Origin of the sequence: Sphingomonas trueperi, from assembly GCF_040545665.1 — a bacterium.
GTDB lineage: Bacteria > Pseudomonadota > Alphaproteobacteria > Sphingomonadales > Sphingomonadaceae > Sphingomonas > Sphingomonas trueperi_B.
On record NZ_JBEPMH010000010.1, the window covers coordinates 56,921 to 80,781 of the forward strand.

The window sequence follows — 23,861 nt, forward strand, 5'->3', positions numbered from 1 at the left end:
ACGCGGCCGTTCTGGAGCGGCTTCCCGTTAAAGGTCAACACTGCGCTCGATGCTGTTACGATTTAGCGCCGTGATGCGGCATTGCCATATCCGAAAGGGCTATTCGGTCGCGAACATGTCGGACGCCTCAAGCGTCGGCGCTTGAGCGAGATCGCGTTTCCAGCGCTGCCACTACGATCGCATCCACCAGCGTCAGCAACGCCCCGGCCGCCAGCAGCGCCACCATCGCCGCAACCATCACTGGGGCCCGCTCGCCGCCGGCTGCCGTCAGCGTCGCCAAGCGCAGCGTCGGCACAAGCAACGCGACCCACACACCGCGGCGCAGCCAGCGCGCCGCCCAGCCTTGCCAGCCAGGCCCGCGGTTCCACTGAAGCAACGCCAGCCGCGCGGCGAACAGCGCCGTCACCAGCGCGCCCGCGTCGATCAGCGCGGCATTGGGCTCGGGGTTCACTCCGCCGCCTGCGCCGGCTCCGCGATCGCGGCTTCGATCTCCGCCGCCTTGGCCTCGACCAGCTGGACGATGTGATCGAGCATGTCGGCATCCTCGACCGTGTGGTCGGTCAGGCCCGACAGATAGACCATGTGCTTGCCGTTGCCGCCGCCGGTGAGGCCGATATCGGTTTCGCGCGCCTCGCCGGGGCCGTTGACCACGCAGCCGAGCACCGAGAGCGACAGCGGCGTGCGGATGTGCTGGAGCCGTTCCTCCAGCGCCTGCACGGTGCGGATCACGTCGAAGCCCTGGCGCGCGCAGCTGGGGCAGGAGACGACACGGACGCCGCGGTTGCGGATGCCGAGCGACTTGAGAATCTCGAAGCCGACGCGGATCTCTTCCTCGGGCTCGGCCGAGAGGCTGACGCGGATCGTGTCGCCGATCCCGAACCAGAGCAGCGAACCGATGCCGATCGCCGACTTGACCGTACCGCCGACAAAGCCGCCCGCCTCGGTGATGCCGAGGTGCAGCGGGCAGTCGACCGCGTCGGACAACTGCTGATAGGCGGCGACCGCGAGGAACACGTCGCTCGCCTTCACCGCAACCTTGAATTCGTGGAAGTCGCGGTCCTGCAGCAGCTTGATGTGATCGAGCGCGGATTCGACCAGCGCCTCCGGGCAGGGCTCGCCGTACTTTTCCAGCAGGTCCTTCTCGAGGCTGCCGGCGTTGACGCCGATGCGGATCGCGGCACCATTGGCCTTGGCGGCGTTGACCACCTCGTTCACGCGCTCCGCCGAACCGATATTGCCGGGGTTGATGCGCAGGCAGGCGGCGCCGGCATCGGCGGCTTCCAGCGCGCGCTTGTAGTGGAAATGGATGTCCGCGACGATCGGCACGCGGGCGGCGCGGACGATCTGCTTGAGCGCCGTCGTGCTTTCGACGTCGGGGCAGGACACGCGGATGATGTCCGCACCCGCTTCCTCGCAGCGGCGGATCTGGTCGATCGTCGCCTTCACGTCGGACGTCGCGGTGTTGGTCATCGTCTGCACCGTCACCGGGGCGTCGCCGCCAACGGGCACGTTGCCCACCATGATCTGACGGCTTTGCCGCCGGACGATATCGCGCCAGGGTCGTACGGACATGGGGCGCATATAGGCGCATCGGCGCGGCGGGGCTAGGGCGGAAGCTGTCCCTTGATTTCCAAAGCGTATCCTCCCCCGGCAGGGGGAGGTGGCAGGCCGAAGGCCTGACGGAGGGGGAGGATGCCAGAACCTCGCAGCCGTCGTGCTTCCTCCCCCTCCGACCCGCTGACGCGCGCCACCTCCCCCTGGCGGGGGAGGATACACTCGGGGGCAACCGCAGCTTGGACCCTCCGCCCGATCTGCTAGGGGGCGGCGCAAATCACATCCGCAGGAGCCCGTCGCCATGTCCACCGCCACCCCCACGCCCCGCTGGACGCTGATGATCCATGGCGGTGCCGGCAGCATGCGACGCGGCGAACTGCCGGCTGAGCAGGAAGCGGGCGCCGAGGCGGGGCTCAACGCCGCGCTCGATGCCGGTGCGGCGGTGCTGGACGCGGGTGGCTCGGCGGTCGAGGCGGTGCAGGCGGCGGTGCAGGTGCTGGAGGACGATCCCCATTTCAACGCCGGGCGCGGATCGGTGTTCACCTGGGAGGGCGGGCATACGCTCGATGCGGCGATCATGGATGGGCGCACCCGCGCCGCCGGCGCAGTGGCGGGGTCGACCACCACGCGGCACCCGGTCGCGCTCGCCCGCGCGGTGATGGAGAAGAGCCGCCACGTCCTGCTCGCGGGCGAGGGCGCGGACCAGTTCGCGCGCGAACAGGCGCTGGAGCAGGTCGACAACAGCTGGTTCGGTACCGAGGAGCGCCGCCAGCAACTCGAGTCGATGAAGGGCGACACCGCTCGCGGTGGCTTCGATGTCGACATGAAATACGGCACGGTGGGCGCGGTGGCGATGGACGCCGAGGGGCATGTCGCCGCCGCCACTTCCACCGGGGGGCTCACCGGCAAGCGCTGGGGCCGGGTGGGCGATTCGCCGCTGATCGGCGCGGGCACCTATGCCGATGATCGCGCCTGCGCGGTCTCCGCCACCGGATCGGGCGAGTTCTTCATCCGCGAGGGCGTCGCGCACGAGATCTGCGCGCGGATGCGGTTCAAGGGCGAGACGGCCAAGCAGGCGGCCGACGTGGTGATGGCCGATGTGAAGGCGATGGGCGGCGTCGGCGGGGTGATTCTGGTTGCACCCACCGGCGAGCTCGACTGGAGCTTCACCACGCCCGGCATGTATCGCGGCAAGGTCTCTGCCGAGGGCGCGCGCGTGGTGGCGATCTACGAGGACCGACGCGCCTGAACCCCCTTGCCTCGCGGAAATTCGCGAGCAACAATATTGCCCGATCCGCGCCGTTTCGCGTTCGCGAAGATCATCCAAAAGGGGCCGTCACTTCATGGTTCGTGCACTCTCGTTCGCCAGCCTGTTGCTGGCTACCACCGCGCCTGCGTTCGCGCAGAATTCGATGCCGCAGCCGGTGCCGATCGTCGACACCATCCCGGCGGCGCGCGACGTGGCCTATCCCGGCACGCTCAAGATCGACGTGGACGCGACCGATACGCTGCGCGGCATCTTCCGGGTGCGCGAGACGATCCCCGTCGCCAAGGCAGGCCGGCTGACGCTGCTGTTCCCCGAATGGCTGCCGGGCAAGCACGGCCCCCGCGGCGAGATCGAGAAGCTGGCCGGCCTGCAGATCAAGGCGAACGGCAAGCGCATCCCCTGGACGCGCGACACCGTCGACGTGTTCGCCTTCCATGTCGACGTGCCGACCGGCGCCAAGACGGTCGAGGCCGAGTTCCAGTTCGTCTCCGCGACCGACGGCAACCAGGGCCGCATCGTGATGACGCCCGAGATGATGAGCGTGCAGTTCAACTCGCTCAGCCTCTATCCGGCGGGCTATTTCACCCGGCGCATCCCGATCCAGGCGACGGTGAAATATCCCGAGGGCTGGACCGCCGCCGGCGCGGTGCCCGCCAAGGTGACCGGCTCGACCTATGCCTATGAAACCACCAGCTACGAGATCCTGATGGACTCGCCGGTGATCGCCGGCCGCTATTATCGCAAGTTCCCGCTGAGCGAGCGCGTGACGCTCGACGTGGTGGCGGACAGCGCCGACGAGCTGGAGGCCAAGCCCGAGCAGATCGAGGCGCACAAGCGGCTGGTCGAGCAGGCGGTGAAGACCTTCGGCGCCCAGCATTACGACCACTATCACTTCCTCCTGTCGATCAGCGACAAGATGGGCGGGATCGGCCTCGAGCATCACCGCAGCTCGGAAGACGGCGTGGGGCCCGGCTATTTCACGAAGTGGGCCGAGCAGGCGGGCGCACGCAACCTGCTGCCGCACGAATATACCCATAGCTGGGACGGCAAGTATCGCCGCGGCGCCGAGCTGTGGACGCCCGATTTCCGCATGCCGATGCGCGACCAGTCGCTGTGGGTGTATGAAGGCCAGACCCAGTTCTGGGGCTATGTGTTCCAGGCGCGTTCGGGCCTCGTCTCCAAGGAAGAGACGCTGGAAGGCTATGCCAACATCATGGCCAGCCTCGACAACCGCGCCGGCCGCCAGTGGCGCCCGATGATCGACACCACCAACGATCCGATCATCACCGCCCGCGCGCCCAAGGGCTGGACCAGCTGGCAGCGCAGCGAGGATTATTACAACGAGGGCCTGCTGGTGTGGATGGAGGTCGATTCGGTCCTCCGCGAACAGAGCAAGGGCACCAAGTCGATCGACGATTTCGCGCGCGCCTTCTTCGGCGGCCGCGACGGCGATTATGGCGAGGTGACCTACACCTTCGACGACGTGGTCAAGACGCTGGAGGGCATCCAGCCCTATGACTGGCGCAAGCTGCTCACCGCGCGCCTGCACGACGTTTCCGAGCGCGCGCCGCTCAAGGGCTTCGAGCGCAACGGCTACAAGCTCGTCTATACCGACGTGCCGAACAAGATGAGCCGTCCGGGTACCGCCGACCTCAGCTATTCGCTGGGCCTCGCGGTCGGCAAGAAGGGCATCGCCGGCGTGATGTGGGACGGCCCCGCGTTCAAGGCGGGCATCACCGTCGCCGACGAGATCGTCGCGGTGAACGGCCGCGCCTATGCCGTCGACGCGCTGATCGAGGCGGTGAAGAACGCCAAGGGCACCAAGGCGCCGATTCGGTTGACGCTAAAACGGGACGATAGTTACCGAGAGGTTAGCATCGACTATCATGACGGGCTGCGCTATCCGCATCTGGTCAAGTCGGTCGAAGGAGAGGCTGGCCTAGACAAGCTGCTGCAAGCCCGCTGAGACGGGCGGAGCCGCCAACCAAGGTTTAGAGAAACATGCGCATCGATCTGATTCCCATTGGCGATGATCCGCCGAACAACCTCAACGTCATCATCGAAGTGCCGGTCGGCGGCGAGCCGGTGAAGTATGAGTTCGACAAGGCGAGCGGCGCGCTGTTCGTCGATCGTATCCTGCACACGCCGATGCGCTATCCGGCGAACTATGGCTTCGTGCCGCACACGCTGTCGCCCGATGGCGATCCGCTCGACGCGCTCGTCATCGCCCGCTCGCCCTTCGTGCCGGGCTGCGTGGTGCGTGCGCGCCCGATCGCGGTGCTGAAGCTGGAAGACGAAGCCGGCGGCGACGAGAAGCTGGTCTGCGTGCCGGTCGACAGCACCTTCCCATACTATGCGGACGTGGGCGAGCGCACCGACCTGCCGACGATCGTGCTCCAGCAGATCGAGCATTTCTTCACCCACTATAAGGACCTCGAGTCCGAGAAGTGGGTGCGGATCGGCAATTGGGGCGACGCTGCCGAAGCGCGCCGCATCGTGCTCGAGGCGATCGAAGCCGCCAAGAAGGCCAAGGCAGCCTGAGCCAGCAAGTGCGGCGGCGCGGGGCGCGACCCCGAGGGGTCGGCAACGTCCTCGCGCCGCCGCGCTTCCTCGCATTCGCCGCGACCACGATCGCGGCAGGCTTGTTCCTGGTGCCGCATTTCGGCATCCGCGCGGGCGCGATGCTCGCCTTCGACATCGGCGCGGCGCTGTTCTTGGCGCTGTGCATTCCGATGCTTCGGCACCAGTCCGATGCGATGCGGCGATCGGCCTGCAACAACGATGCGAACCGGCTGGTGCTGCTCGGCATTACCGGCGCCGTCACCGTCATCATCCTGATCGCGATCGCCAGCGAGCTGATGGAGCGCAAGGCGCCCCAGCCCGCGCAGCTCGTGCTGATCCTCGGCACGCTGGCACTGAGTTGGACGTTCAGCAACGCCGTCTACGCGCTCCACTACGCCCATCTGTTCTACAGCGAGGCGCCGGGCGGGCGCGACAAGGGCGGGCTCGATTTCCCCAAGACGCCCGAGCCCAATTACTGGGACTTCATCTACTTCGCCTTCTGCCTGGGCATGACCTTCCAGACCAGCGACGTCTCGGTCGAGACGCGCCAGCTGCGCCGGGTGGTGACGCTGCACTGCCTGGCGGCCTTCGTGTTCAACCTGGGCGTGGTGGCCTTCACGATCAACGTTCTCGGCGGTAGTTGAGGCGGCCGGGCGCCCGCCCGAAGCCAGCCTGCCGGAGAAGCCATGTTCCGTGTCGCTACCCTCGCGCTTGCCGTGCTGCTCGCGCCTGTTGCCGCTTCCGCCCAGACCAACGACAAGTTTGTCGTCGCCAGCCTGACCGAGGGCGTGTGGATGAAGGGCGACCTGCACGTCCATTCCCGCCACAGCAAGGATTCGACCAATCACAGCGAGGCGCGGATCATTGCCGACGCGGAGCGTGCCGGCTTCGACTTCCTGCTGATCAGCGACCACGACAACCATGTGAACGGCGACACCGCCCACCACACGTGGAGCGACCCGGAATTCCATTCGGACAAGCTGCTGCTGCTCTACGGCGCGGAATGGACCACGGTGCGCGGCCATGCGGTGATCCTGTCGGCCAAGCCCTATGACCACCAGACGCTGTTCGACATCCGCGATGCCCGCGACGTGCAGGTGCAGAAGGTGAAGGACGGCCTCGGCGTCCACCTCTCCGCCAACCACCCGACCAACAAGGATCATTTCGGTTATTCCTACGATCTGGTCGATTCGATCGAGGTGTGGAACACCGTCCGCTGGGCGCCGAACAAGACCAACCTGATGGTGTGGGACGACATGCTCAGCTCCGGCCGCAAGATCGGCGCGCGGGGCGGCAGCGATTCGCACCACGGCACGGTGCCGGGCAGCGATGCGGCGCAGGCGATCGAGGCGACCGCCAACAATGTCGGCACGCCGACCACCTGGGTGTTCGCACCCGCCCGCACCCGTGAAGCGGTGATCGCCGCGATCGGCCGCGGGCGTGCCTCGATCAGCGCCAATCCCTATGCGCCGCGGGTGGAGCTCACCGCCGACGTGAATGGCGACGGCAGGGCGGACATGCTGATGGGCGACAATGCCAAGGCGCCCGCCGGGCCGGTGCGCTTCACCGTTCGGCTGGCGGGCAAGCGCGAGGACGGCGCCTATCACGTCCGCGTGGTGAAGAATGGCGAGGTGTTCGCGATGCTCGACATCGGTGCCGACGGCAGTGTCGGTTTCACCGACATACCCGATGCGCGGGGCCGCAGCTATTACCGCGTCGAGGTGGAAGGGCCGCAGACGCCCTATCCGGGGGTGGAGAACTTCACCAAGATCGCCGGGCCGATGGTGGCGATCTCCAACCCGATTTTCTTCAACTTCGATCCGGCGTTCTGAGCGTCGCTATTCCCCCTGGCGGGGGTGCGAGCACTCGCGTTCGGTAGTAGCGTGTCGGCATGAAAAAAGGCCCGCCTCCTCCTCGGAAGCGGGCCTTTTCGGTGCCAGTTGGCCGTCGCCTCAGGCGGCGGGTGCCTCGGCCTCGTCGCTCTTCACGGCGCGGCGGCGGCGGGGCTTCTTCGGTGCTTCCTCGTCCTCGGCCGGTGCGGCATCGGCACCGATCGCGGGCGGAAGGATGGCGACATCGATGCCGTGCGACGCTTCTGCCTCGACCGGCGCTTCGCGACGCGGGCGGCCACGGCGGCGGGGTGCCTCGGCGACGTCCTCGCTCACCGGCGCTTCGATCGGTGCGCTGGGCTGAACCGGCGCGGCCTCGGCGACATTGCCGTTGGCCTGGCCGTTCGCGGTGCCATTGCTGCGCTCGCGACGATCCTCGCGATAGCTGCGCGGCTCGCGTTCGGCGCGGGGCTCGCGGGCTTCGCGCTCACCACGGGGTTCGCGGTCGCCACGGGCTTCGCGCGGTTCACGTTCGGCACGCTGCTCGCGGTCGCCGCGCGGTTCACGCGCTTCGCGCTCGTAGCGGGGTTCGCGCTCGCGACGGGGCTGCTGCTGCTGGCGGGGGGCGTCGCCCTCGTCCTCGCGGCCGGCTTCGCCTTCCATCTCGAACTCTTCCTCGTCGCCGTCGAATTCCTCGCGCTGGCGGCGCTGCTGGTTCTGCTCTTCGAAGCGCGAGCGGTTCTCGTTCAATACGCGGAAATAATGATCGGCGAACTGCAGGTAATATTCGGCGTTGACCCGATCGCCCTGCATCTGGGCGTCGCGCGCCAGGTTCTTGTATTTCTCAAGCAACTGCGCGGCGTTGCCACGGGCACGGTTATCGATGCGACTGCCATTGCCCTGATTGTTCGAGCTTCCGCCCTGGCGCTGTTGCTGGCCGCCCCGGCCGCGACGGCGGCCGGCCTGACGATTGTTGATCAAGGTCTTTGTGTCCTGTCTTTACAAAGCCGTACGTCGATCCATCGAGGTTCCGGATGCAGGGTTACGTTCGCGGGAGGTGCCGGGGTATCCCAGCGCCTACCGCTTGCCATGGCCGCCGGACTGCAGCGGCACACATGACCATGGAGTCGGGCCTCAGCCCTTTGTCTCAACAACTTGGTTGAAGGTGCCTCGCCCCGGCCTTCTTCTAGCCGCTGGCGTACCAATCTCCAAGCAGAAATATGTGACGTTTGCGCGTAGTTTCAAGTCAGCCGGACCACGCGCGGCCGTCCACCCATGTCCTTATAGACGCTTGAAGACAGGCCGTGTTCCTGGCCGAGCAAAGAAACTGCTTGCGCCTGCGTCCATCCGATTTCGAGCAATGCCACCCCGCCGGGCGCAAGCAGGGCAGGGAGGGCGGGGACGATGCGACGATAGTCGTCGAGCCCGTCGGCACCGGCGAACAGCGCCTCCGCCGGTTCATGGTCGCGCACCTGCGGGGGCAGGCTTTCGTCTGTCCCGATATAGGGCGGATTGGCGAGAATGAGGTCGAAATGGCCCTCGATGCCCGCGGTCCAGTCTCCGTGGCGGAATGCGGCGCGGTCCGTCATGCCGAGGGCCTCCGCATTGCGGCGGGCATAGCCGAGTGCTGTCTCCGAGGCGTCGACACCCAGCCCCTGCGCCTGCGGCCATTCGGCGAGCGCGGCGAGCAGCAGCGTGCCGGGCCCGGTGCCGAGATCGAGAATGCGCGACGGCGCGCGGTCGCCGAACCAGGCGAGCGCGGTCTCGATCAGCGTCTCGCTGTCGGGGCGCGGGATCAGCACGCCGGGGCCGACCGCGAGGTCGATCGTCCAGAAGGCGCGGGTGCCGGTGATATAGGCGATCGGCTCCTGGGTCAGGCGGCGGGCGAGGAGCGCGGCGAAGGCCTCGGGCGCGGCGTCGTCCAGCCGGCCGAGCAGCAGCCTGTCGCGGGTGGTGCCGAGGGCGTGCGCCATCAGCAGCTCGGCGTCGAGGCGCGGGGTGTCGGAGACGGGTTCCAGCTGGCGGGCGGCATCCGCGAGAGCGGCGCGAACGCTCACGGCTTGGCACACCGAAATTCCTCCCCGGTACGGGGAGGGGGACCATTCGCAGCGCGAATGGTGGAGGGGCCGCCGCGACAGCGGCGGGGTTCCCGCGGGTGGAGAGCGTACCGCGCCTGCGGCGCGGCCCCTCCACCACGCGGCTGCGCCGCGCGGTCCCCCTCCCCGTACCGGGGAGGAGTTTCAGCCATCCAGCTGCGCAAGCCGGTCGGCCTCGTCCTGCGCGACCAGTGCGCCGACCAGTTCGTCGAGCTCGCCCTCCAGGATCTCGGGCAGGCGGTGCAGCGTCAGGTTGATCCGGTGATCGGTCACCCGCCCTTGCGGGAAATTATACGTCCGGATCCGCTCCGAGCGGTCGCCCGAGCCCACCATCGAGCGCCGCGCACCGACGCGTTCCGCCGCCAGCCGCTCGCGCTCGGCTTCGTACAGGCGGGTGCGCAGCACCTTCATCGCCTTGGCCTTGTTCTTGTGCTGCGAGCGCTCGTCCTGCTGGATCACCACGATGCCGGTGGGAAGGTGGGTGATCCGCACCGCGCTGTCGGTGGTGTTGACGCCCTGGCCGCCGGGGCCGGAGGCGCGGTAGATGTCGATGCGCAGATCCTTGTCGTCGATCTGCACATCGGCCTCTTCCGCCTCGGGCAGCACCGCGACGGTGGCCGCCGAGGTGTGGATGCGCCCGCCCGCCTCGGTGGCGGGGACGCGCTGCACCCGATGCACGCCGCTCTCGAACTTGAGCTTGGCGAACACGCCGGTGCCGGTGATGCCGATCACCACTTCCTTGTAGCCGCCCGCCTCGGAGGTGCTGGCCGAGATCAGCTCGGTGCGCCAGCCCACGCGATCGGCATAGCGCTGGTACATGCGCAGCAGATCGCCCGCGAACAGCGCCGCCTCGTCGCCGCCCACGCCGGCGCGGATTTCGAGCAGCGCCGGGCGCTCATCGGCCGAATCGCGCGGGAGCAGCGCGAGCGCGAGCTTGCGCTCGGCATCGGCGAGGGTGGCCTCGTTGGCGCGGAGTTCCTCCACCGCCATCGCGCGCAGCTCGTCATCGGCGTCCTGCGTCATCTGCTGGAGCGACTGCCCCTCGGCGCGCAGCTGCCGGACCTTGCCCGCCGCGACCGCAACCGGTTCGACCTCGGCATATTCCTTCGAGACCTGGACGAAGCGATCGCCCCCGAGCTCGCCAGACGCCATCAGCGCCTGCAACTCGTCGCGCCGCGCCTCGATCGCCGCGATGCGGTCCGGCGGGATGCGGGTCATTCGGCCTCAGGCGGCAAAGCATTGCCGACGATCGAGAAACCCTCGCTCGTCGCGTTGTGGATTTGCTCGGCGTCCGCACCCAGCTTCGCCGCAAAGATGAGCGTACGCATGAAACGGTCGAGCTGAGCCATTGGCACCGCCTGCTGATCGCCCGTAGCTAGCGTTTTCACGACGACCTCGTTGCGGTCCAATTCATCGTCGCCAACGATCAAGGCAAAGCTTGCGCCAGACTTGCTCGCAAGCGTCATGCGACGCTTGGTGTTCCCGCGGAACGCGCAATCGGCGGAGATGGAATAGGTGCGCAGATCTCGTAGCAGCGTCGGAGCCGCCGCGAGCGCGCGCTCGCCGACTGGGATCACCACGACATCCGGCGCGTCTGCCTTCGGCTCCGCCAGCATCATCGCCAGCCGCTCGACACCTGCCGCCCAGCCCACGCCCGCGGTCTCGGGGCCGCCGAGCGAGCCGATCAGCCCGTCATAGCGGCCGCCGGCCAGCACCGTGCCCTGAGCGCCCAGCCGATCGGTGACGAACTCGAACGCGGTGTGGCGGTAGTAATCCAGCCCGCGCACCAGCCGCGCATTGCGCGTCCAGGCGACGCCCGCCGCATCGAGCCCGTCGGTCACCGCCTTGAAGAAGGCGGCGGCCTCGTCGGTCAGATAGGCGTCGATGTCCGGCGCGCTGTCGGCGATCGGACGGTCGCGCGGGTCCTTCGAATCGAGGATGCGCAGCGGGTTCTTCTCGAGCCGCGCCAGGCTGTCCTCGGACAATTCGCCCTTGTGCGCCTCGAAGTGCGCGACCAGCGCGGTGCGCCAGGCGTCGCGCGTCGCCGCGTCGCCCAGCGTGTTGAGCTGCAGCGTCACGCCTTCGGCGATGCCGAGCTCCTTGAGCAGCTGGTCGGCGAGCACCAGCAGCTCGACATCGGCGGCGGGTTCCGGCGCGCCGAGGATCTCGGCGTCGATCTGGTGGAACTGGCGGTAGCGGCCCTTTTGCGGGCGCTCGTAGCGGAACACCGGGCCCGAGGTCGCGACCTTCAGCGGCGCGAACTGCTGCCAGCCCTCGCTGATATAGGCGCGGGCGATGCCGGCGGTGAATTCGGGGCGCAGCGTGATCGAATCGCCGCCGCGGTCCTCGAAGGTGTACATCTCCTTGGAGACGACGTCCGAGGTCTCGCCCATCGAGCGGGCGAACACGCCGGTCGCCTCGAAGATCGGGATCTCGAGCCGCTGGAAGCAATAGAGCTTGCGCACCCGATCGAACGTTTCGAGCACCGCGGCGAACCGCCGCTGGTCTTCGCCGAAAATGTCCTGGGTGCCCCGGATGCGCTGGGGGGTCTGGATACGTGCCATTTGGGCGCGGCTATTAGGCCGGTTTCCGGTCCGCCGCAATGCAGGCGAGGGGAAGGCCTGTGTTGAAGCACGCGCGCGGCGGGACTAGGGCGCGCAGCATGAGTCGTATCCTGTGTATCCTCGCCGCGTTGCTCGGCTTCGGCGCCGCTTCGCCCGCTTCCGCCTATTGGGAATATGGCCACGAGACGGTGGGCGCGATCGCCTATCGCAACGTGACGCCCGCGGTGCGCGCCAAGATCGATGCGCTGCTCAGGCGCCAGGCGCTGCTCGAAACGCCGACCTGCCCGGCCAACACCATCGAGCAGGCGGCGGTGTGGGCAGACTGCGTCAAGACGCTGGGGCCGCGCTTCAGCTACGCCTATTCGTGGCACTATCAGAATATCGACATCTGCAAGCCCTTCGACCTCAAGCCGCCCTGCCGCGACGGCAATTGCGTCTCGGCGCAGATCGAGCGCGACGTGAAGCTGCTCAAGGACCGCAAGGTGCCGGTGCGCGAGCGGGTGATGGCGCTGGTGTTCCTCGTCCATTTCGTCGGCGACCTGCACCAGCCGCTCCATGCGGGCGATCACAGCGATCTCGGCGGCAACAAGGTGAAGACCAATTACGGTGCCTTCGCCGGCGCCAAGCTGAACCTCCATTCGGTGTGGGACGGCTATCTGGCCGAGCGCGCGATCTCGCAGCCGCCGTCGCCGGTGCGGGTCTACAGCGCGGCCGAGCGAAACGCGACGTGGGGCGGCAATGTCGAGGACTGGAGCCGGGAGAGCTGGCAGGTCGCGCGCGACGTGGTCTATCCGAGCGCGGCGGGCGAGGCGGTGTGCACGCCCGGCGATCATCCCGCGCATCTCGACGAGGCGACGCTGGCCAAGCTGGTGCCGGTCGCCCGCGAACAGGTGGTGCGCGGCGGGCTGCGGCTGGCCAAGCTGCTCGACGAGGCGCTGGGCTGACGTTTCGCTCCTTCGGGCGGGCTGCTATATCCCGTCCATGAAGAAGGAAACGCATGTGCTGGAGAGGCCGCCCGAGGGCGCGGCGGCGGACTGGACGATCCCGCAGGACTGGGCCGCCTACACCGCGGAGGAACACGCCACCTGGGACAAGCTGTTCGCGCGGCAAGCGAAACTGCTGCCGGGACGCGCCTCCTCGGCCTATCTCAAGGGGCTGGAGGCGCTGCGGCTCTCCGACTCGGGCATCCCCAATTTCGAGGAACTGTCCGAGCGGCTCATGAAACTGACCGGCTGGCAGGTGGTCGCGGTGCCGGGGCTGGTGCCGGACGACGTGTTCTTCGATCACATGGCGAACCGCCGCTTCGTCGCGGGCAATTTCATCCGCCAGCCGGACCAGCTCGACTATATCCAGGAGCCCGACGTGTTCCACGACGTGTTCGGCCATGTGCCGATGCTCGCGGACCCGGTGTTCGCCGATTATCTGGAGGCCTATGGCCGCGGCGGCATGCGCGCGCTGGAATTGGGCGCGCTCAAGCAGCTCGGGCGGCTCTACTGGTACACCGTGGAATTCGGGCTGATCGAGGAGGCCGAGGGTCTGCGCATCTATGGTTCGGGCATCGTGTCGAGCTCGGCCGAGAGCATTTTCGCGCTCGACAGCAACAGCCCCAACCGCATCCGCTTCGACATGAAGCGGGTGATGCGGACGGAATATCGAATCGACGATTTCCAGCAGAATTATTTCGTCATCCCCAGCTTCGAGGCGCTGCTGCGCGAAACGGTGGAGACCGATTTCGCGCCGCTCTATGCCGAGATCCTGGCGCAGCCGGACATCCCGATCGCTGCGATACTGCAGGGGGACGAGGTGGTTACCCGGGGAACGCAGGAATACGCGAACCGAAAGGGCTGAAGGGCAAGCGTTTGAAGGGGCTCGCAATCCGCGAGCCCGCCCGCTACCCGACCCCCATGTCCCGTTCGCCCCGTCTTGCCTTTCTCGTCGCCGCACTCGGGATCGCCAATTACTCGGTGATGGACGCGGTGATGAAGGGCATGTCGATCGCGCACGGCGCCTATAGCGCGGTGCTGTGGCGCTCGGTCGGCGCGATCGTGCTGCTCGGGCCGATCTTCCTGCTGCGGCGGACGCCCTGGCCGGGCCGCCGGGCGCTCAAGCTGCACTTCGCGCGCGGCGTACTCGCCGGCAGTTCGGTGGTGCTGTTCTTCTGGGGGCTTGCCCGCGTCACCATGGCGCAGGGGATCGCGCTGACCTTCCTCGCGCCGCTGATCGCGATGTTCCTCGCCGCCGCCTTTCTCGGCGAGCGGATCCGCCGCGCGGCGATCGGCGGCTCGCTCGTCGCCAGCCTGGGCGTGCTGACCATCGCCGCGGGCCAGGCGCAGGCGCATGCCTCGACCGATGTGGTCCTCGGCTCGATCGCGGTGTTCGCCGCCTCGATCCTCTATGCCGGCAGCTTGATCCTGCTGCGGCAACAGGCGCAGATCGCCGACCCGATCGAAGTCGCGCTGTTCACCAGCCTCGTCCTTGCGCTGGTCATGCTGCCGGGCGCCCCCTGGTTCTCGGCCATGCCTTCGGTGAGCCTGTGGCCCTGGATCCTCGGCGCGGCGCTGGTCGGCTCGATCTCCGCCGTGCTGCTCGCCTGGGCCTATGGCCATGCCGAGGCGCAGGTGCTGGCACCGGTCGAATATACCGCCTTCGTCTGGGCGGCATTGCTCGGCTATGTCGTGTTCGACGAGCGCGTCTCGGCCTGGACGGTCGCGGGCGCGCTGCTCATCATCCTCGGGTGCCTCGCCGCGATCCGCGGCCGCGTCGCCCCCGCTCCCCAGACCGAGGCCGCCGCATGACCCAGATCCGCTTCGCCACCCCCGCCGACGTGCCCCAGATCCTCGCCTTCGTCCGAGAACTGGCCGAATTCGAGCGCGAGCCCGACGCCGTCCTCGCGACCGAGCCGATGCTGGAAGCCGCGCTGTTCGGCCCGCGCCCGGCTGCCGAGGCGGTGATCGCGGAAGGTGCGGACGGCACCCCGCTCGGCTTCGCATTATTCTTCCAGAACTTCTCCACCTGGACCGGGCTTCCGGGCCTGTATCTGGAAGACCTGTACGTCACCCCCGCCGCGCGCGGCGCCGGCGTCGGCAAGGCGCTTCTGCGCCATTTGGCCGATATCGCCGTCACGCGCGGCTATGCCAGGTTCGAATGGTCGGTGCTCGACTGGAACCAGCCGGCGATCGATTTCTACCGCGCGATGGGGGCCACAGGCATGGACGAATGGACGGTGCAGCGGGTGACCGGCGACGCGCTCGCCAAGCTGGCCGGGCGCTGATGGGCTGGATCTACCTGCTGCTCGGCGGATTCTGCGAAGTGGGCTTCACCACCTGCATGCGCTTCACCGACGGCTTCCGGAACATCCCCTGGACGCTGGCCTTCCTCGCCTTCATCGCGGTGTCGATGGCGCTGCTGGAGATGGCCTCGCGCACCGTGCCGCTGGGCACCGCTTATGCGGTGTGGGGCGGGATCGGCGCGCTCGGCACGGTGATCGTCGGCATGCTATGGTTCGGCGAGCCGGTGAGCGCGGTGCGCATCCTGCTGATCCTCGGGCTGGTCGGCTGCATCGCCGGCCTGCGGCTGGCGGGCGGGGGGCACTAAGACCCCGAAGGGCTAGGCAGGCCCGTTCTTGTCTGACAAGATCGGCGGCAAGACCGTCGCGTCAGGGGAGAGAATGTCCGTGAAAGTCAAGTCGCTTCTGCTGCTGGGGGCAGCGCTTGCCGCGAGCATTGCGCCGAGTTTTATCGTGCAGGCCGCGCCGCTCCAGGCCGCCGCTGCCGAAGGCGCAACACTGCTCGCGCAGAACCCGACCGGGGCCAGCTTCCGCACTGGGCAGGGTTTGCTCGCGCTCACGATATGGGGCGACCGTATCCTCCGCGTGACGATGCTCCGCGAAGGCGCCGAGCGCACGCCCGATTTCGCGCTGGTCGGCCAGCCGGCCAAAGTGGCGTGGACGCTCGACCAGCAGCCCGACCGCTATCTGCTTGCCACACCGGCGATGCGGATCAGCGTCGATCGCAAGACCGGCGCGGTGGCGCTGCTCGGCGCCGACGACAAGCCACTGGTCGGCGAGACCGATCTTTACCGCCGCCGGTTGGGCGGTGCCCCCGATGCCGATGGCGCGGTGCGGATGGTCTTCGCCGCACCCGAGGGCCGCGCGGTCTACGGCCTCGGCCAGCACCAGGCCGGGCTGCTCGACTATCGCGGCAATATCGTCCGGCTGCAGCAGGCGAACACCGATGTCGGGGTGCCTGTACTGGTCTCGCCCGCCGGCTTCGGGCTGTTCTGGAACAATGCCTCGGTGACCGAAGTCGCGGTCGATACCCCGCAGGCGGGCAACCGCATCTTCTTCCGCTCGCAGGCGGGCGAGGGCATCGACTATTTCCTCTTCGCCGGGCCCGATGTCGACCAGGTGATCGGCGCCTATCGCCAGCTCACCGGCGCCGCGTCGCTGCTGCCGCGCTGGGCCTGGGGGCTGTGGCAGTCGAAGGAGCGCTATGGATCGCAGGCCGAACTGCTGGGGGTGGCGGCCGAATATCGCCGTCTCGGCATTCCGCTCGATGCGGTGGTGCAGGACTGGCAATACTGGCCGGAGGGGCGCTGGGGCAGCCACGAGATGGACCCCGCGCGCTATCCCGATCCCAAGGCGATGCTCAATACGCTGCACCGGCAGCACCTGCACAGCATCGTCTCGGTCTGGCCGCGGCTCGACGTGGGGCTGGAGAACACCAAGGCGCTCGACGCGATCGGTGGTCTCTACCCCACGACCTACCCGAACGTGTATCCGGCGGGCGAAGGCCGCTGGTACGATGCGTTTTCGCCAAAGGCGCGCGCGCTCTACTGGAAGCAGATCTCCGACCGGTTGGGGAAGGCCGGGTTCGACGGCTATTGGCTCGACGGCAGCGAGGCCGAGCTGGGCGGCCATTGGGGTGAGATGGCCGACGTCAACACCGCGGCCGGGCCGGGCGCGCTGCTGTTCAACGCCTATCCGCTGCTGCACACCACCGCGGTGCACGACGGCATGGCCGCGGACTATGCCGCCAAGCGCCCGCTGCTGCTCACCCGCTCGGCCTGGGCGGGGCAGCAGCGCAACGGCGCCTTCACCTGGTCGGGCGACGTCAGCGGGCGGTGGGACGTGTTCGCCAAGCAGATCCCGGCGGGCGTCAATTTCTCGATGACCGGCAATCCCTTCTGGTCGGCGGATATCGGCGGCTTCTTCGGCGGCAGCCCCAAGGACCCCGCCTATCAGGAGCTGTTCACCCGCTGGCTGCAGTTCGCCGTGTTCAACCCGATGTTCCGCATCCACGGCACCGGCGAGGGCAAGGAAGTCTACAGCTTCCCCGAAAGCGTGAGGGCGCCGCTGCTCGACGCGGTGGCGCTGCGCTATCGGCTGCTGCCGTTCCTTTATGCGCAGAGCTGGCAGGTCGCCGATCGCGGGGCCTCGTTCCTCTATCCGGTGGGGATGGTATTCCCCGAGGACCGCGCCGCGCAGGACCTGCGCGACCAATATCTGTTCGGGCGCAACCTGCTGGTCAGCCCGGTGATCGAGCCCGGCGCCACCTCGCGTTCGGTGTATCTCCCGGCCGGCACCGAATGGACGGATTTCTGGACCGGCGCCCGGCACCAGGGCGGCGCGAAGCTCCAGGTCGCCGCGCCGATCGGGCAGATCCCGGTACAGGTGGCCGCGGGGACGATCCTGCCGCTGGGATCGCCGGTGCAATATGCCGACCAGTCCCCCGATCGCCCGATCGAGCTGCGCCTCTATCGCGGCGCCGATGGCCGCTTCACCCTCTATGACGATGCCGGCGACGGGCAGGGCTGGCGCCGCGGCGAGCGTGCGACGATCGACCTGACGCTGGATGACAAGGCAGGGACGCTGACGATCGGCGCGCGGCAGGGGCGCTATCCCGGCATGGCGAAGACGCGGCGGTTCCGGGTGGTGACGGTGGCGCCGGGCGTCGGCATGGGGCTCGTCGAGGCGGCGGGGCGCGAGGTGGTGTATGACGGGCGGCGCGTGGTGGTGACGCTGTAGGGCGCGCCGGGGAGAGCGATCCCCCCAAAAAAAGACCTCGTCATCCCGGCGGAAGCCGGGATCCATTCGCGCTGATGTGGCGGTTCTTTCCCCCAGCGCACAGGGCAATGGATCCCGGCTTCCGCCGGGATGACGATCGACTTGGAGGTTCCAGTGCGCCTCCCCCTGGCGGGGGAGGAGACACTAGCGGCCGTTCCTCGATCTGCTACGATCCCCGCAACCAAGGGGGAGGATCTGCGATGCGGCGTGTGGTGTGGCTCTTGGCGGCGGCATGGCCGGCGCTTGCGCAGGCCCAGCAGCTGCCCGCGCCGGACAAGACCGCGCAGGGCGATCTCGCCATCACCATCTACCAGAACGGCCAGGCATTGGTGCAGGACGCCCGCACCCTCGCGCTCGAGGCCGGCCGCACCCGGCAGGAATTCGCCGACGTCTCCGCCAAGATCCGACCGGAGACGGTGACGCTCGCCGGCCCCGGCATCGGCATCGTCGAGCAGAATTTCGATTACGACCTGCTCACCCCCTACAAGCTGATGGAAAAGGCGGTCGGATCGGTGGTGACGATCGTCCGCACCAACCCCGCGACCGGCGCCGAGACGCGCGAGCAGGCGCGGATCCTCTCGGCCAATGGCGGAATCGTGCTCCAGATCGGTCCGCGCATCGAGGTGCTGCGCGACGACGGGCTGCCGGTCCGCGTGATCTTCGACAAGGTGCCCGAGAATCTCCGCGCCCGGCCAACGCTTTCGGTCACGCTGCAGGTGGCGAGCGGCGGCCGGGTGCCCGCGACGCTCAGCTATCTCACGCCCGGCCTGGGCTGGACCAGCGACTATGTGATGCTGTTCGACGAGGCGAAGAGCGCGATCGACGTGCAGGGCTGGATCACGCTGACCAACGATACCGGCACCTCCTACCAGAATGCCGCGGTGACGCTGGTTGCCGGCGCGCCCAGTGGTGCGAAGGCTTTCGGCCGGCTGGGTGGAGAGGACGCGACCATCGACACGCCCGGCACCGAAACCGGTCCGCGCGAGCGGCTGGGCGACTATATCTTCTACCCGCTCGCCCAGCGCACCACGATCGCCAACGCCCAGCAGAAGCAGGTCAGCTTTCTCGACGTGAAGGCCGCGCCCGCGCGCAAGACCTATGAATGGGTCAATGGCTGGCTGGGCGCGGACACCGATCCGCGCAGCGCCTCCTCGGTGCTCAAATTCTCGACCTCCAAGAATGGCGGCCTGGGCGACCAGCTGCCGAGCGGCACGATCCGCGTCTATATGCGCGACCGCAAGGGCGAGCCGCAGTTCATCGGCGAGAGCCGGGTCGATGCCGCGCCGATGGGCTCGGCGATGTCGATCCACACCGGCGAGGCGTTCGACGTGAAGGGCGCGGCGGTGGTGGTCGAGCGCAAGAAGCTCTCCGCCCGGCGCTGGAAGACCACCATGCGCTACGACTTCACCAACGCCCGCGCCGAGCCGGTCACCGTCGATCTCGCCCAGACCGGGCTGTGGGGCGACGTTCGCGTCACCGACCAGACCCTCGCGGGCGAGCGCGTCTCCGCCGATCGGATGGAGTGGAAGGTGCCGGTGCCGGCCAATGGCAAGGCATCGGTGACCATGGTGTTCGACAGCCGCTACTGATCCGATGCTCGCGCGCATCGCCTTTGTCCTTGCCGCGCTGCTCGTCGCGCTTCCGGCGCCGGCGCAGACGCTCGTCGTCTCGAACAAGCCCGATTCGGTGGCGGTGACGGTCTATCGCGATCCCAACCGCGGCGAGGGCGCGATCCGACGGAGCTGGCCCGGCGGATATGCGCTGGTCACCGAGACGCGGACGCTGCAGCTGCCGGCCGGCGCGTCGGTGATCCGCTTCGTCGGCGTGTCCGAGGGGATGATGCCGGAGACCGCGATCGTCACCGGGCTGCCGCGTGGGGTGGGGGAGAAGAACCGCGACGCCCGGCTGCTCGGCCCGGCGACGCTGGTCAACGCGTACCTCAAGCGTCGCGTCACCGTCCGGCGCACCGATCGCGCCACCGGCAAGGTCACCGAAAGCGACGCGGTCATTCAGGCAGGGCCGACAGGCGGCGTGCTGCTCACCACCGATGAGGGGGTCGAGGCGCTGGGCTGTTCGGGGCTTCCCGAGAAGCTGGTCTATCCCGGCGTCCCCGCCGATCTCGCAGCCAAGCCGACGCTGTCGGTGACGACCGACAGCCCCCGCGCGCAGAATGTGACGGTGCAGCTGTCCTATCTGGCGCAGGGGCTCGACTGGTCGGCCAACTATGTGGCGCAGCTGGGGGCGGACGACACGCTCGACCTGTTCGGCTGGATGACGGTGGTGAATGGCGGCAGCCAGGGCTTCGCCAACGCCCGCACGAGCGCGGTGGCGGGGCAGCCCAACAAGGAGCAGGCGGCGCGGCTGCCGCGCGGACGGAGTACCGCGCTAAGCTTGCAATGTTGGCCGATGGGCAGGACGAGTGATGCGCCTCCGGTCGCGCGCGGAGAAATCCGCCAGATGCTGGAGCCAGCGCCCCCACCGCCGCCGCCGCCCGCGCCATCGATGGAAATCATCGTGACCGGATCGCGCATGGCGTTCGCGCCGGTGATGATGGCCGAACAGGAGGACCTCGGCGACCTCAAGCTCTACCGCGTCCCCGAGCCGGTGAGCGTCGCCGCGAACGCCACCAAGCAGATCGCGCTGCTCCACCGCGAGCGCGTGCAGATGGCGCGCTTCTATGCGGGGACGTTCCGGCCGTTCGCCTATGATCCCGGTCGCGACGCCGAGAGCGAACCGGCCGCCATCCTCCTACGCGCCGAGAATCGAGCGAGCGCCGGGCTCGGCCTACCGCTGCCGGCCGGATCGGTGGCCCTGTTCGCGGCGCGCGGGGAACAGCCGGTGCTGCTCGGCGAGTCGGCGCTCCAGGATCGCGCGATCGGCGACGAGATCGAGCTGCGGCCGGGCGACAGCAGCGAGGTCCGCTATGCGGTGCTAGGCAAGCCGGGCTCCAAACGGCGCACGAGCTACCGGGTCGAGGTGACCAACGCGCTCGCCGCCCCCGTCACCTTCGAGCTGCCCATCCCCTATCGCGACGCCAAGGCCGGCGCGCCGCTCGTCTCGCACAAGGGCGTGCCCACCTGGCGGGTGACCGTGCCGGCCAACGGCAGCGCGAGCCTCGACCTCACCCTCAAGCGCGCACGCTGACTCTTCAGTCGAGGTCGATCTCGTCCTTGAGCGGGTCTTCTACCTGCGCGTCATGGCCGCTGCCCGAGCTGAGGAACATCAGTCCCATCAGCGCCGCCGCCATCATGATGGTGAAGAACACGCCCAGGAAAGTGGCGATCGCGGTGACGATGTGGAGCTCGCCCATCTCCGCCCACAGCCAATATTCCGCGACGCCGGCGGCGAGCACCGCCACGGCGGCCATGCCCCAAAGGATGCGGCGAAACCGCCCCCAGGCGAAGGCGGCATAGGTGGGATCATCGAGTCCGTCGGGCTGTTCCATCGCTTTGCAAGTTGGGCCGATTCGTGGGATACACAACGCCTAAAAAATGAAAGCCAAGGAGAGAAGGCGATGACCATCGCGGCAATCCTCGAAGGCAAGGGGCGAGACATCGTGTCGATCGCCTCCACCAGCACCGTCGCGGAGGCGGTTGCACTACTCGCGGCCCGCCGGATCGGTGCGGTGCCGGTTCTAGAAAACGGGCAAGTCGTCGGCATCTTTTCCGAGCGCGACGTGATCCATTGCATCGAGCGCGAAGGCGCGATCGGGCTTGAGCTGCCGGTCGGCCGGGTGATGACCGCGCCGGCGATCACGGTTGGCCCGGAAGAGACGGTCCTCGGCGCGCTGGCGCTGATGACGCGGCGGCGCATCCGCCATCTGCCGGTGCTCGACGGGCAGGCGGTGGTCGGCTTCATCTCGATCGGCGATCTGGTGAAGTACCGGATCGATCGCATCGAGTCCGAGGCCGAGGCGATGCGCGCCTATATCCAGGCGGCCTGACGCGGCTCAGCCGGCGCGGTTGCGCACCAGCGCGATCGCACCGGCGAGCGTCTCCCGCGCAAAGACGAACAGCAGCGCAGCATAGCTCGCGCTACCCACGCTGACGAGCAGGGCCAGCCGGGGCAGGGGGGCGATCGGCGGCAGCTCTCGGTCGACGAGGGTGACGATCAGCCCCATCGCCAGCGCCGCGAACACCGGCGCCGCGATCGCGCGGCCGAGCCGGGCATAGCTGACGCCGATCGCGGGCAGCGTGCGATGCGCCGACAGCGCCAGGTACAGCGGGTAGGCGATGTACCAGGCAGCAACGAGGCCCAGGATGCCCCAATGCACGCCGACCAGGAAGGCGATCGGCAGGCACAGCGCGCCCGTCGCTCCGTTGCGCGCACTGATGCCGGGGCGCCCGCGCGCATCGCTGGCGGGGGCGAACAGTATCTGCAGCGTCATCAGCGGCATCACCAGCGCCAGGCCGTGCACCACCGGCGCCGCTTCCGCCCATTTCGGCCCGAGCACGACGGCGACCAGCGGCTCGGCGGTCGCGGCGAGCCCGATATAGAAGGGCATCGCGGCAAGCAGGATCAGTTGCGCGCCCCGCACGAACGCCGCCGCGACCGCTTCGGGATCGTCGCGCATCCTGGCATAGGCTGAGAAGGCGACCTCGTTGAGCGGCGGCACGAATTTCGACACGAAGATCTGGGTGAGAAACAGGCTGGTCGTATAGATGCCGAGCAGGTGCGGATCGAACATGCGCCCGGCGATGAACACGTCGGCCTGACTCTGCAGGAACCAGAAGACCTGCCCGGCCGCCATCACCCCGCCATAGCGCGCCATGTCGCCGGCGCCGCGAAAGTCGAAGCTCGGCCATACCAGCGCGCGCGCCGCCACCGTCATCCCGATCGCACGGGTGGCGAACAGCACGATGGGCGCGGCGACCAGGGTCCACACGCCCCACCCGGCATAGGCGCCGGTCAGCGCGGTGATCGCCCCGGCAAGCGCCGAGACGAAATTGACCTGCGCCTGCTTGGCGAAGTCCATCGAGCGGGCGAGCAGCGCATAGGGGAGCGCGATGAAGGGCGTGCACAGATAGAGCAGCGCCTGCACCCGCAGCAGCTCGGCGACCATCGGCTGGCGATAATAAGCGGCAGCCAGCGGCGCGGCGGCGAACTGGAGCAGCGCCAGCCCCCCGTTGAGCAGCAGCAGCATCCCGAACAGCTGGCGCTGCGCCCGGTGCCCGGCGTCGCTTCGCTGGATCAGCGCGCTCGCCAGCCCATAGCCGTTGAGCATGTTGAGCAGCACCAGCACCACCTGGGTCATGGCGAACAGCCCGTAATCCGCGGGCGCGAGGATCCGGATGACCAGGAAGGTCGACGACCAGGTGAGCAGCTGCCCCAGAATCTGGGTGCCCGAACGCCAGATCACGGCCTTTCGCACCTGATTCCGGAGCGATTCCGGGGCCTGATTCGGCGATTCGAGCGTTGATTCGGTCACCACCGGCATATCGCATGCCCCGATTGAGAAGCCGTAAACCGCGGATTTCCGCCATTTCTCGAGCCCCTGTCACGAAAACGACAGAAAGTTTTATTTTCTCGTTGACGGTCCGGCGGACCGCGCATAGAAGCCACTCCACCGACGCGGTGCTCTTCAACGGAACGCTTCGACGGTCACCGAAATTCAGGCGCAGCGGCCGCCCCGAGAAAAAGGGGAAAGGCGCAGCGTCGATTTTTGTCGCTCTTTGACATTGTTGGTTTAGATGAAGGGACATGTGGGCGGCGGCTCCGGGTCTTGCAGCTTCTAGGTGCAAGGTGCTCGGTAAAAGCCAAGCCGTTTCATACATGTCCTTACACGTTTCCATACGTGGAAGCTTGTTCGTCGGGTTCGCCTGGCGGATGGGTTTCACAAGAATGTGCAGGAACGGCTCCTAGAAATGAGCTGCTGCATGGTCGCACATTCCGGCGGCCATGTGGTGGAACATCAAACTTGAGAGT

Annotated in this window: 22 protein-coding genes; 14 read left to right on the forward strand and 8 right to left on the reverse strand. The window is 68.0% G+C overall.

The window, feature by feature from the left end; translation table 11 throughout:
- Window positions 1-127: 127 nt before the first annotated feature.
- Both ABIC65_RS21790 and ispG read right to left on the reverse strand, forming a co-directional pair.
- Window positions 128-451, reverse strand: coding sequence for a hypothetical protein (locus ABIC65_RS21790; RefSeq protein WP_354311593.1), 324 nt, complete (start codon window positions 449-451; stop codon window positions 128-130).
- Window positions 448-1,572, reverse strand: a complete 1,125-nt coding sequence (ispG, locus tag ABIC65_RS21795; RefSeq protein ID WP_354311594.1) for a flavodoxin-dependent (E)-4-hydroxy-3-methylbut-2-enyl-diphosphate synthase — start codon at window positions 1,570-1,572, stop codon at window positions 448-450. The genes ABIC65_RS21790 and ispG overlap by 4 nt, the downstream gene beginning before the upstream one ends.
- 283 nt (window positions 1,573-1,855) lie before the next feature.
- Here ispG and ABIC65_RS21800 point away from each other — a divergent pair, with 283 nt between their 5' ends.
- The 5 genes from ABIC65_RS21800 (at window position 1,856) to ABIC65_RS21820 (ending at window position 7,215) form a co-directional block, all read left to right on the forward strand.
- On the forward strand, window positions 1,856-2,803 hold the full coding sequence (locus ABIC65_RS21800; protein WP_354311596.1) for an isoaspartyl peptidase/L-asparaginase family protein: 948 nt from the start codon (window positions 1,856-1,858) through the stop codon (window positions 2,801-2,803).
- 94 nt (window positions 2,804-2,897) lie between these two features.
- Window positions 2,898-4,787, forward strand: coding sequence for a M61 family metallopeptidase (locus tag ABIC65_RS21805; RefSeq protein ID WP_354311598.1), 1,890 nt, complete (start codon window positions 2,898-2,900; stop codon window positions 4,785-4,787).
- Window positions 4,788-4,822: 35 nt separating this feature from the next.
- Window positions 4,823-5,362 (forward strand): inorganic diphosphatase, encoded by a 540-nt coding sequence (gene ppa, locus ABIC65_RS21810; protein WP_064311114.1) that lies wholly within the window; start codon window positions 4,823-4,825, stop codon window positions 5,360-5,362.
- Between the two features lie 140 nt (window positions 5,363-5,502).
- Window positions 5,503-6,027, forward strand: coding sequence for a DUF1345 domain-containing protein (locus ABIC65_RS21815; protein ID WP_354311626.1), 525 nt, complete (start codon window positions 5,503-5,505; stop codon window positions 6,025-6,027).
- Window positions 6,028-6,069: 42 nt separating this feature from the next.
- The gene (locus ABIC65_RS21820; protein ID WP_354311600.1) at window positions 6,070-7,215 is read left to right on the forward strand and encodes a CehA/McbA family metallohydrolase; all 1,146 of its coding nucleotides are present in this window, start codon (window positions 6,070-6,072) and stop codon (window positions 7,213-7,215) included.
- A 120-nt stretch (window positions 7,216-7,335) separates the two neighbouring features.
- Here the strand turns inward: ABIC65_RS21820 and ABIC65_RS21825 are convergent, their stop codons facing one another.
- The 4 genes from ABIC65_RS21825 to hisS all read right to left on the reverse strand — a co-directional run bounded on the left by ABIC65_RS21825 (window position 7,336) and on the right by hisS (window position 11,872).
- The gene (locus ABIC65_RS21825) at window positions 7,336-8,193 is read right to left on the reverse strand and encodes a DUF4167 domain-containing protein (protein WP_354311601.1); all 858 of its coding nucleotides are present in this window, start codon (window positions 8,191-8,193) and stop codon (window positions 7,336-7,338) included.
- Window positions 8,194-8,453: 260 nt separating this feature from the next.
- A complete protein-coding gene (prmC, locus tag ABIC65_RS21830) occupies window positions 8,454-9,269 on the reverse strand; it encodes a peptide chain release factor N(5)-glutamine methyltransferase (RefSeq protein ID WP_354311603.1) in 816 nt (271 codons plus the stop codon).
- A gap of 183 nt (window positions 9,270-9,452) precedes the next feature.
- Entirely contained in the window at window positions 9,453-10,526 is a 1,074-nt protein-coding gene (gene prfA, locus ABIC65_RS21835) for a peptide chain release factor 1 (RefSeq protein ID WP_354311604.1), read from the reverse strand.
- The gene (hisS, locus tag ABIC65_RS21840) at window positions 10,523-11,872 is read right to left on the reverse strand and encodes a histidine--tRNA ligase (protein WP_354311606.1); all 1,350 of its coding nucleotides are present in this window, start codon (window positions 11,870-11,872) and stop codon (window positions 10,523-10,525) included. The genes prfA and hisS overlap by 4 nt, the downstream gene beginning before the upstream one ends.
- Window positions 11,873-11,970: 98 nt before the next feature.
- Here hisS and ABIC65_RS21845 point away from each other — a divergent pair, with 98 nt between their 5' ends.
- From ABIC65_RS21845 to ABIC65_RS21880, 8 genes are all read left to right on the forward strand, one after another.
- A complete protein-coding gene (locus tag ABIC65_RS21845) occupies window positions 11,971-12,816 on the forward strand; it encodes a S1/P1 nuclease (RefSeq protein WP_354311608.1) in 846 nt (281 codons plus the stop codon).
- A 37-nt stretch (window positions 12,817-12,853) separates the two neighbouring features.
- Window positions 12,854-13,720 (forward strand): phenylalanine 4-monooxygenase, encoded by an 867-nt coding sequence (gene phhA, locus ABIC65_RS21850; protein WP_354311610.1) that lies wholly within the window; start codon window positions 12,854-12,856, stop codon window positions 13,718-13,720.
- 56 nt (window positions 13,721-13,776) lie between these two features.
- Window positions 13,777-14,667 carry a DMT family transporter gene (locus ABIC65_RS21855; protein WP_354311612.1) on the forward strand — a complete coding sequence of 297 codons (891 nt, stop codon included), beginning with the start codon at window positions 13,777-13,779 and terminating at the stop codon, window positions 14,665-14,667.
- Window positions 14,664-15,143, forward strand: coding sequence for a GNAT family N-acetyltransferase (locus ABIC65_RS21860; protein ID WP_354311613.1), 480 nt, complete (start codon window positions 14,664-14,666; stop codon window positions 15,141-15,143). Before ABIC65_RS21855 ends, ABIC65_RS21860 begins: the two co-directional genes overlap by 4 nt.
- Window positions 15,143-15,466 carry a DMT family transporter gene (locus ABIC65_RS21865; RefSeq protein WP_354311615.1) on the forward strand — a complete coding sequence of 108 codons (324 nt, stop codon included), beginning with the start codon at window positions 15,143-15,145 and terminating at the stop codon, window positions 15,464-15,466. The genes ABIC65_RS21860 and ABIC65_RS21865 overlap by 1 nt, the downstream gene beginning before the upstream one ends.
- Before the next feature lie 73 nt (window positions 15,467-15,539).
- Window positions 15,540-17,897 (forward strand): glycoside hydrolase family 31 protein, encoded by a 2,358-nt coding sequence (locus tag ABIC65_RS21870; RefSeq protein ID WP_354311616.1) that lies wholly within the window; start codon window positions 15,540-15,542, stop codon window positions 17,895-17,897.
- A gap of 239 nt (window positions 17,898-18,136) precedes the next feature.
- Window positions 18,137-19,525 (forward strand): DUF4139 domain-containing protein, encoded by a 1,389-nt coding sequence (locus ABIC65_RS21875; protein ID WP_354311618.1) that lies wholly within the window; start codon window positions 18,137-18,139, stop codon window positions 19,523-19,525.
- 4 nt (window positions 19,526-19,529) lie between these two features.
- The gene (locus ABIC65_RS21880; protein ID WP_354311619.1) at window positions 19,530-21,080 is read left to right on the forward strand and encodes a DUF4139 domain-containing protein; all 1,551 of its coding nucleotides are present in this window, start codon (window positions 19,530-19,532) and stop codon (window positions 21,078-21,080) included.
- 4 nt (window positions 21,081-21,084) lie between these two features.
- Here ABIC65_RS21880 and ABIC65_RS21885 read toward each other — a convergent pair whose 3' ends face one another.
- Window positions 21,085-21,381 carry a hypothetical protein gene (locus tag ABIC65_RS21885; RefSeq protein WP_354311620.1) on the reverse strand — a complete coding sequence of 99 codons (297 nt, stop codon included), beginning with the start codon at window positions 21,379-21,381 and terminating at the stop codon, window positions 21,085-21,087.
- 69 nt (window positions 21,382-21,450) lie between these two features.
- Between ABIC65_RS21885 and ABIC65_RS21890 the strand changes: the two genes are divergently transcribed.
- Window positions 21,451-21,879, forward strand: coding sequence for a CBS domain-containing protein (locus ABIC65_RS21890; protein ID WP_354311622.1), 429 nt, complete (start codon window positions 21,451-21,453; stop codon window positions 21,877-21,879).
- Window positions 21,880-21,885: 6 nt separating this feature from the next.
- Here ABIC65_RS21890 and ABIC65_RS21895 read toward each other — a convergent pair whose 3' ends face one another.
- Complete coding sequence (locus tag ABIC65_RS21895) at window positions 21,886-23,373, reverse strand: lipopolysaccharide biosynthesis protein (RefSeq protein WP_354311623.1); 1,488 nt, start codon at window positions 23,371-23,373, stop codon at window positions 21,886-21,888.
- Between the last annotated feature and the right edge of the window lie 488 nt (window positions 23,374-23,861).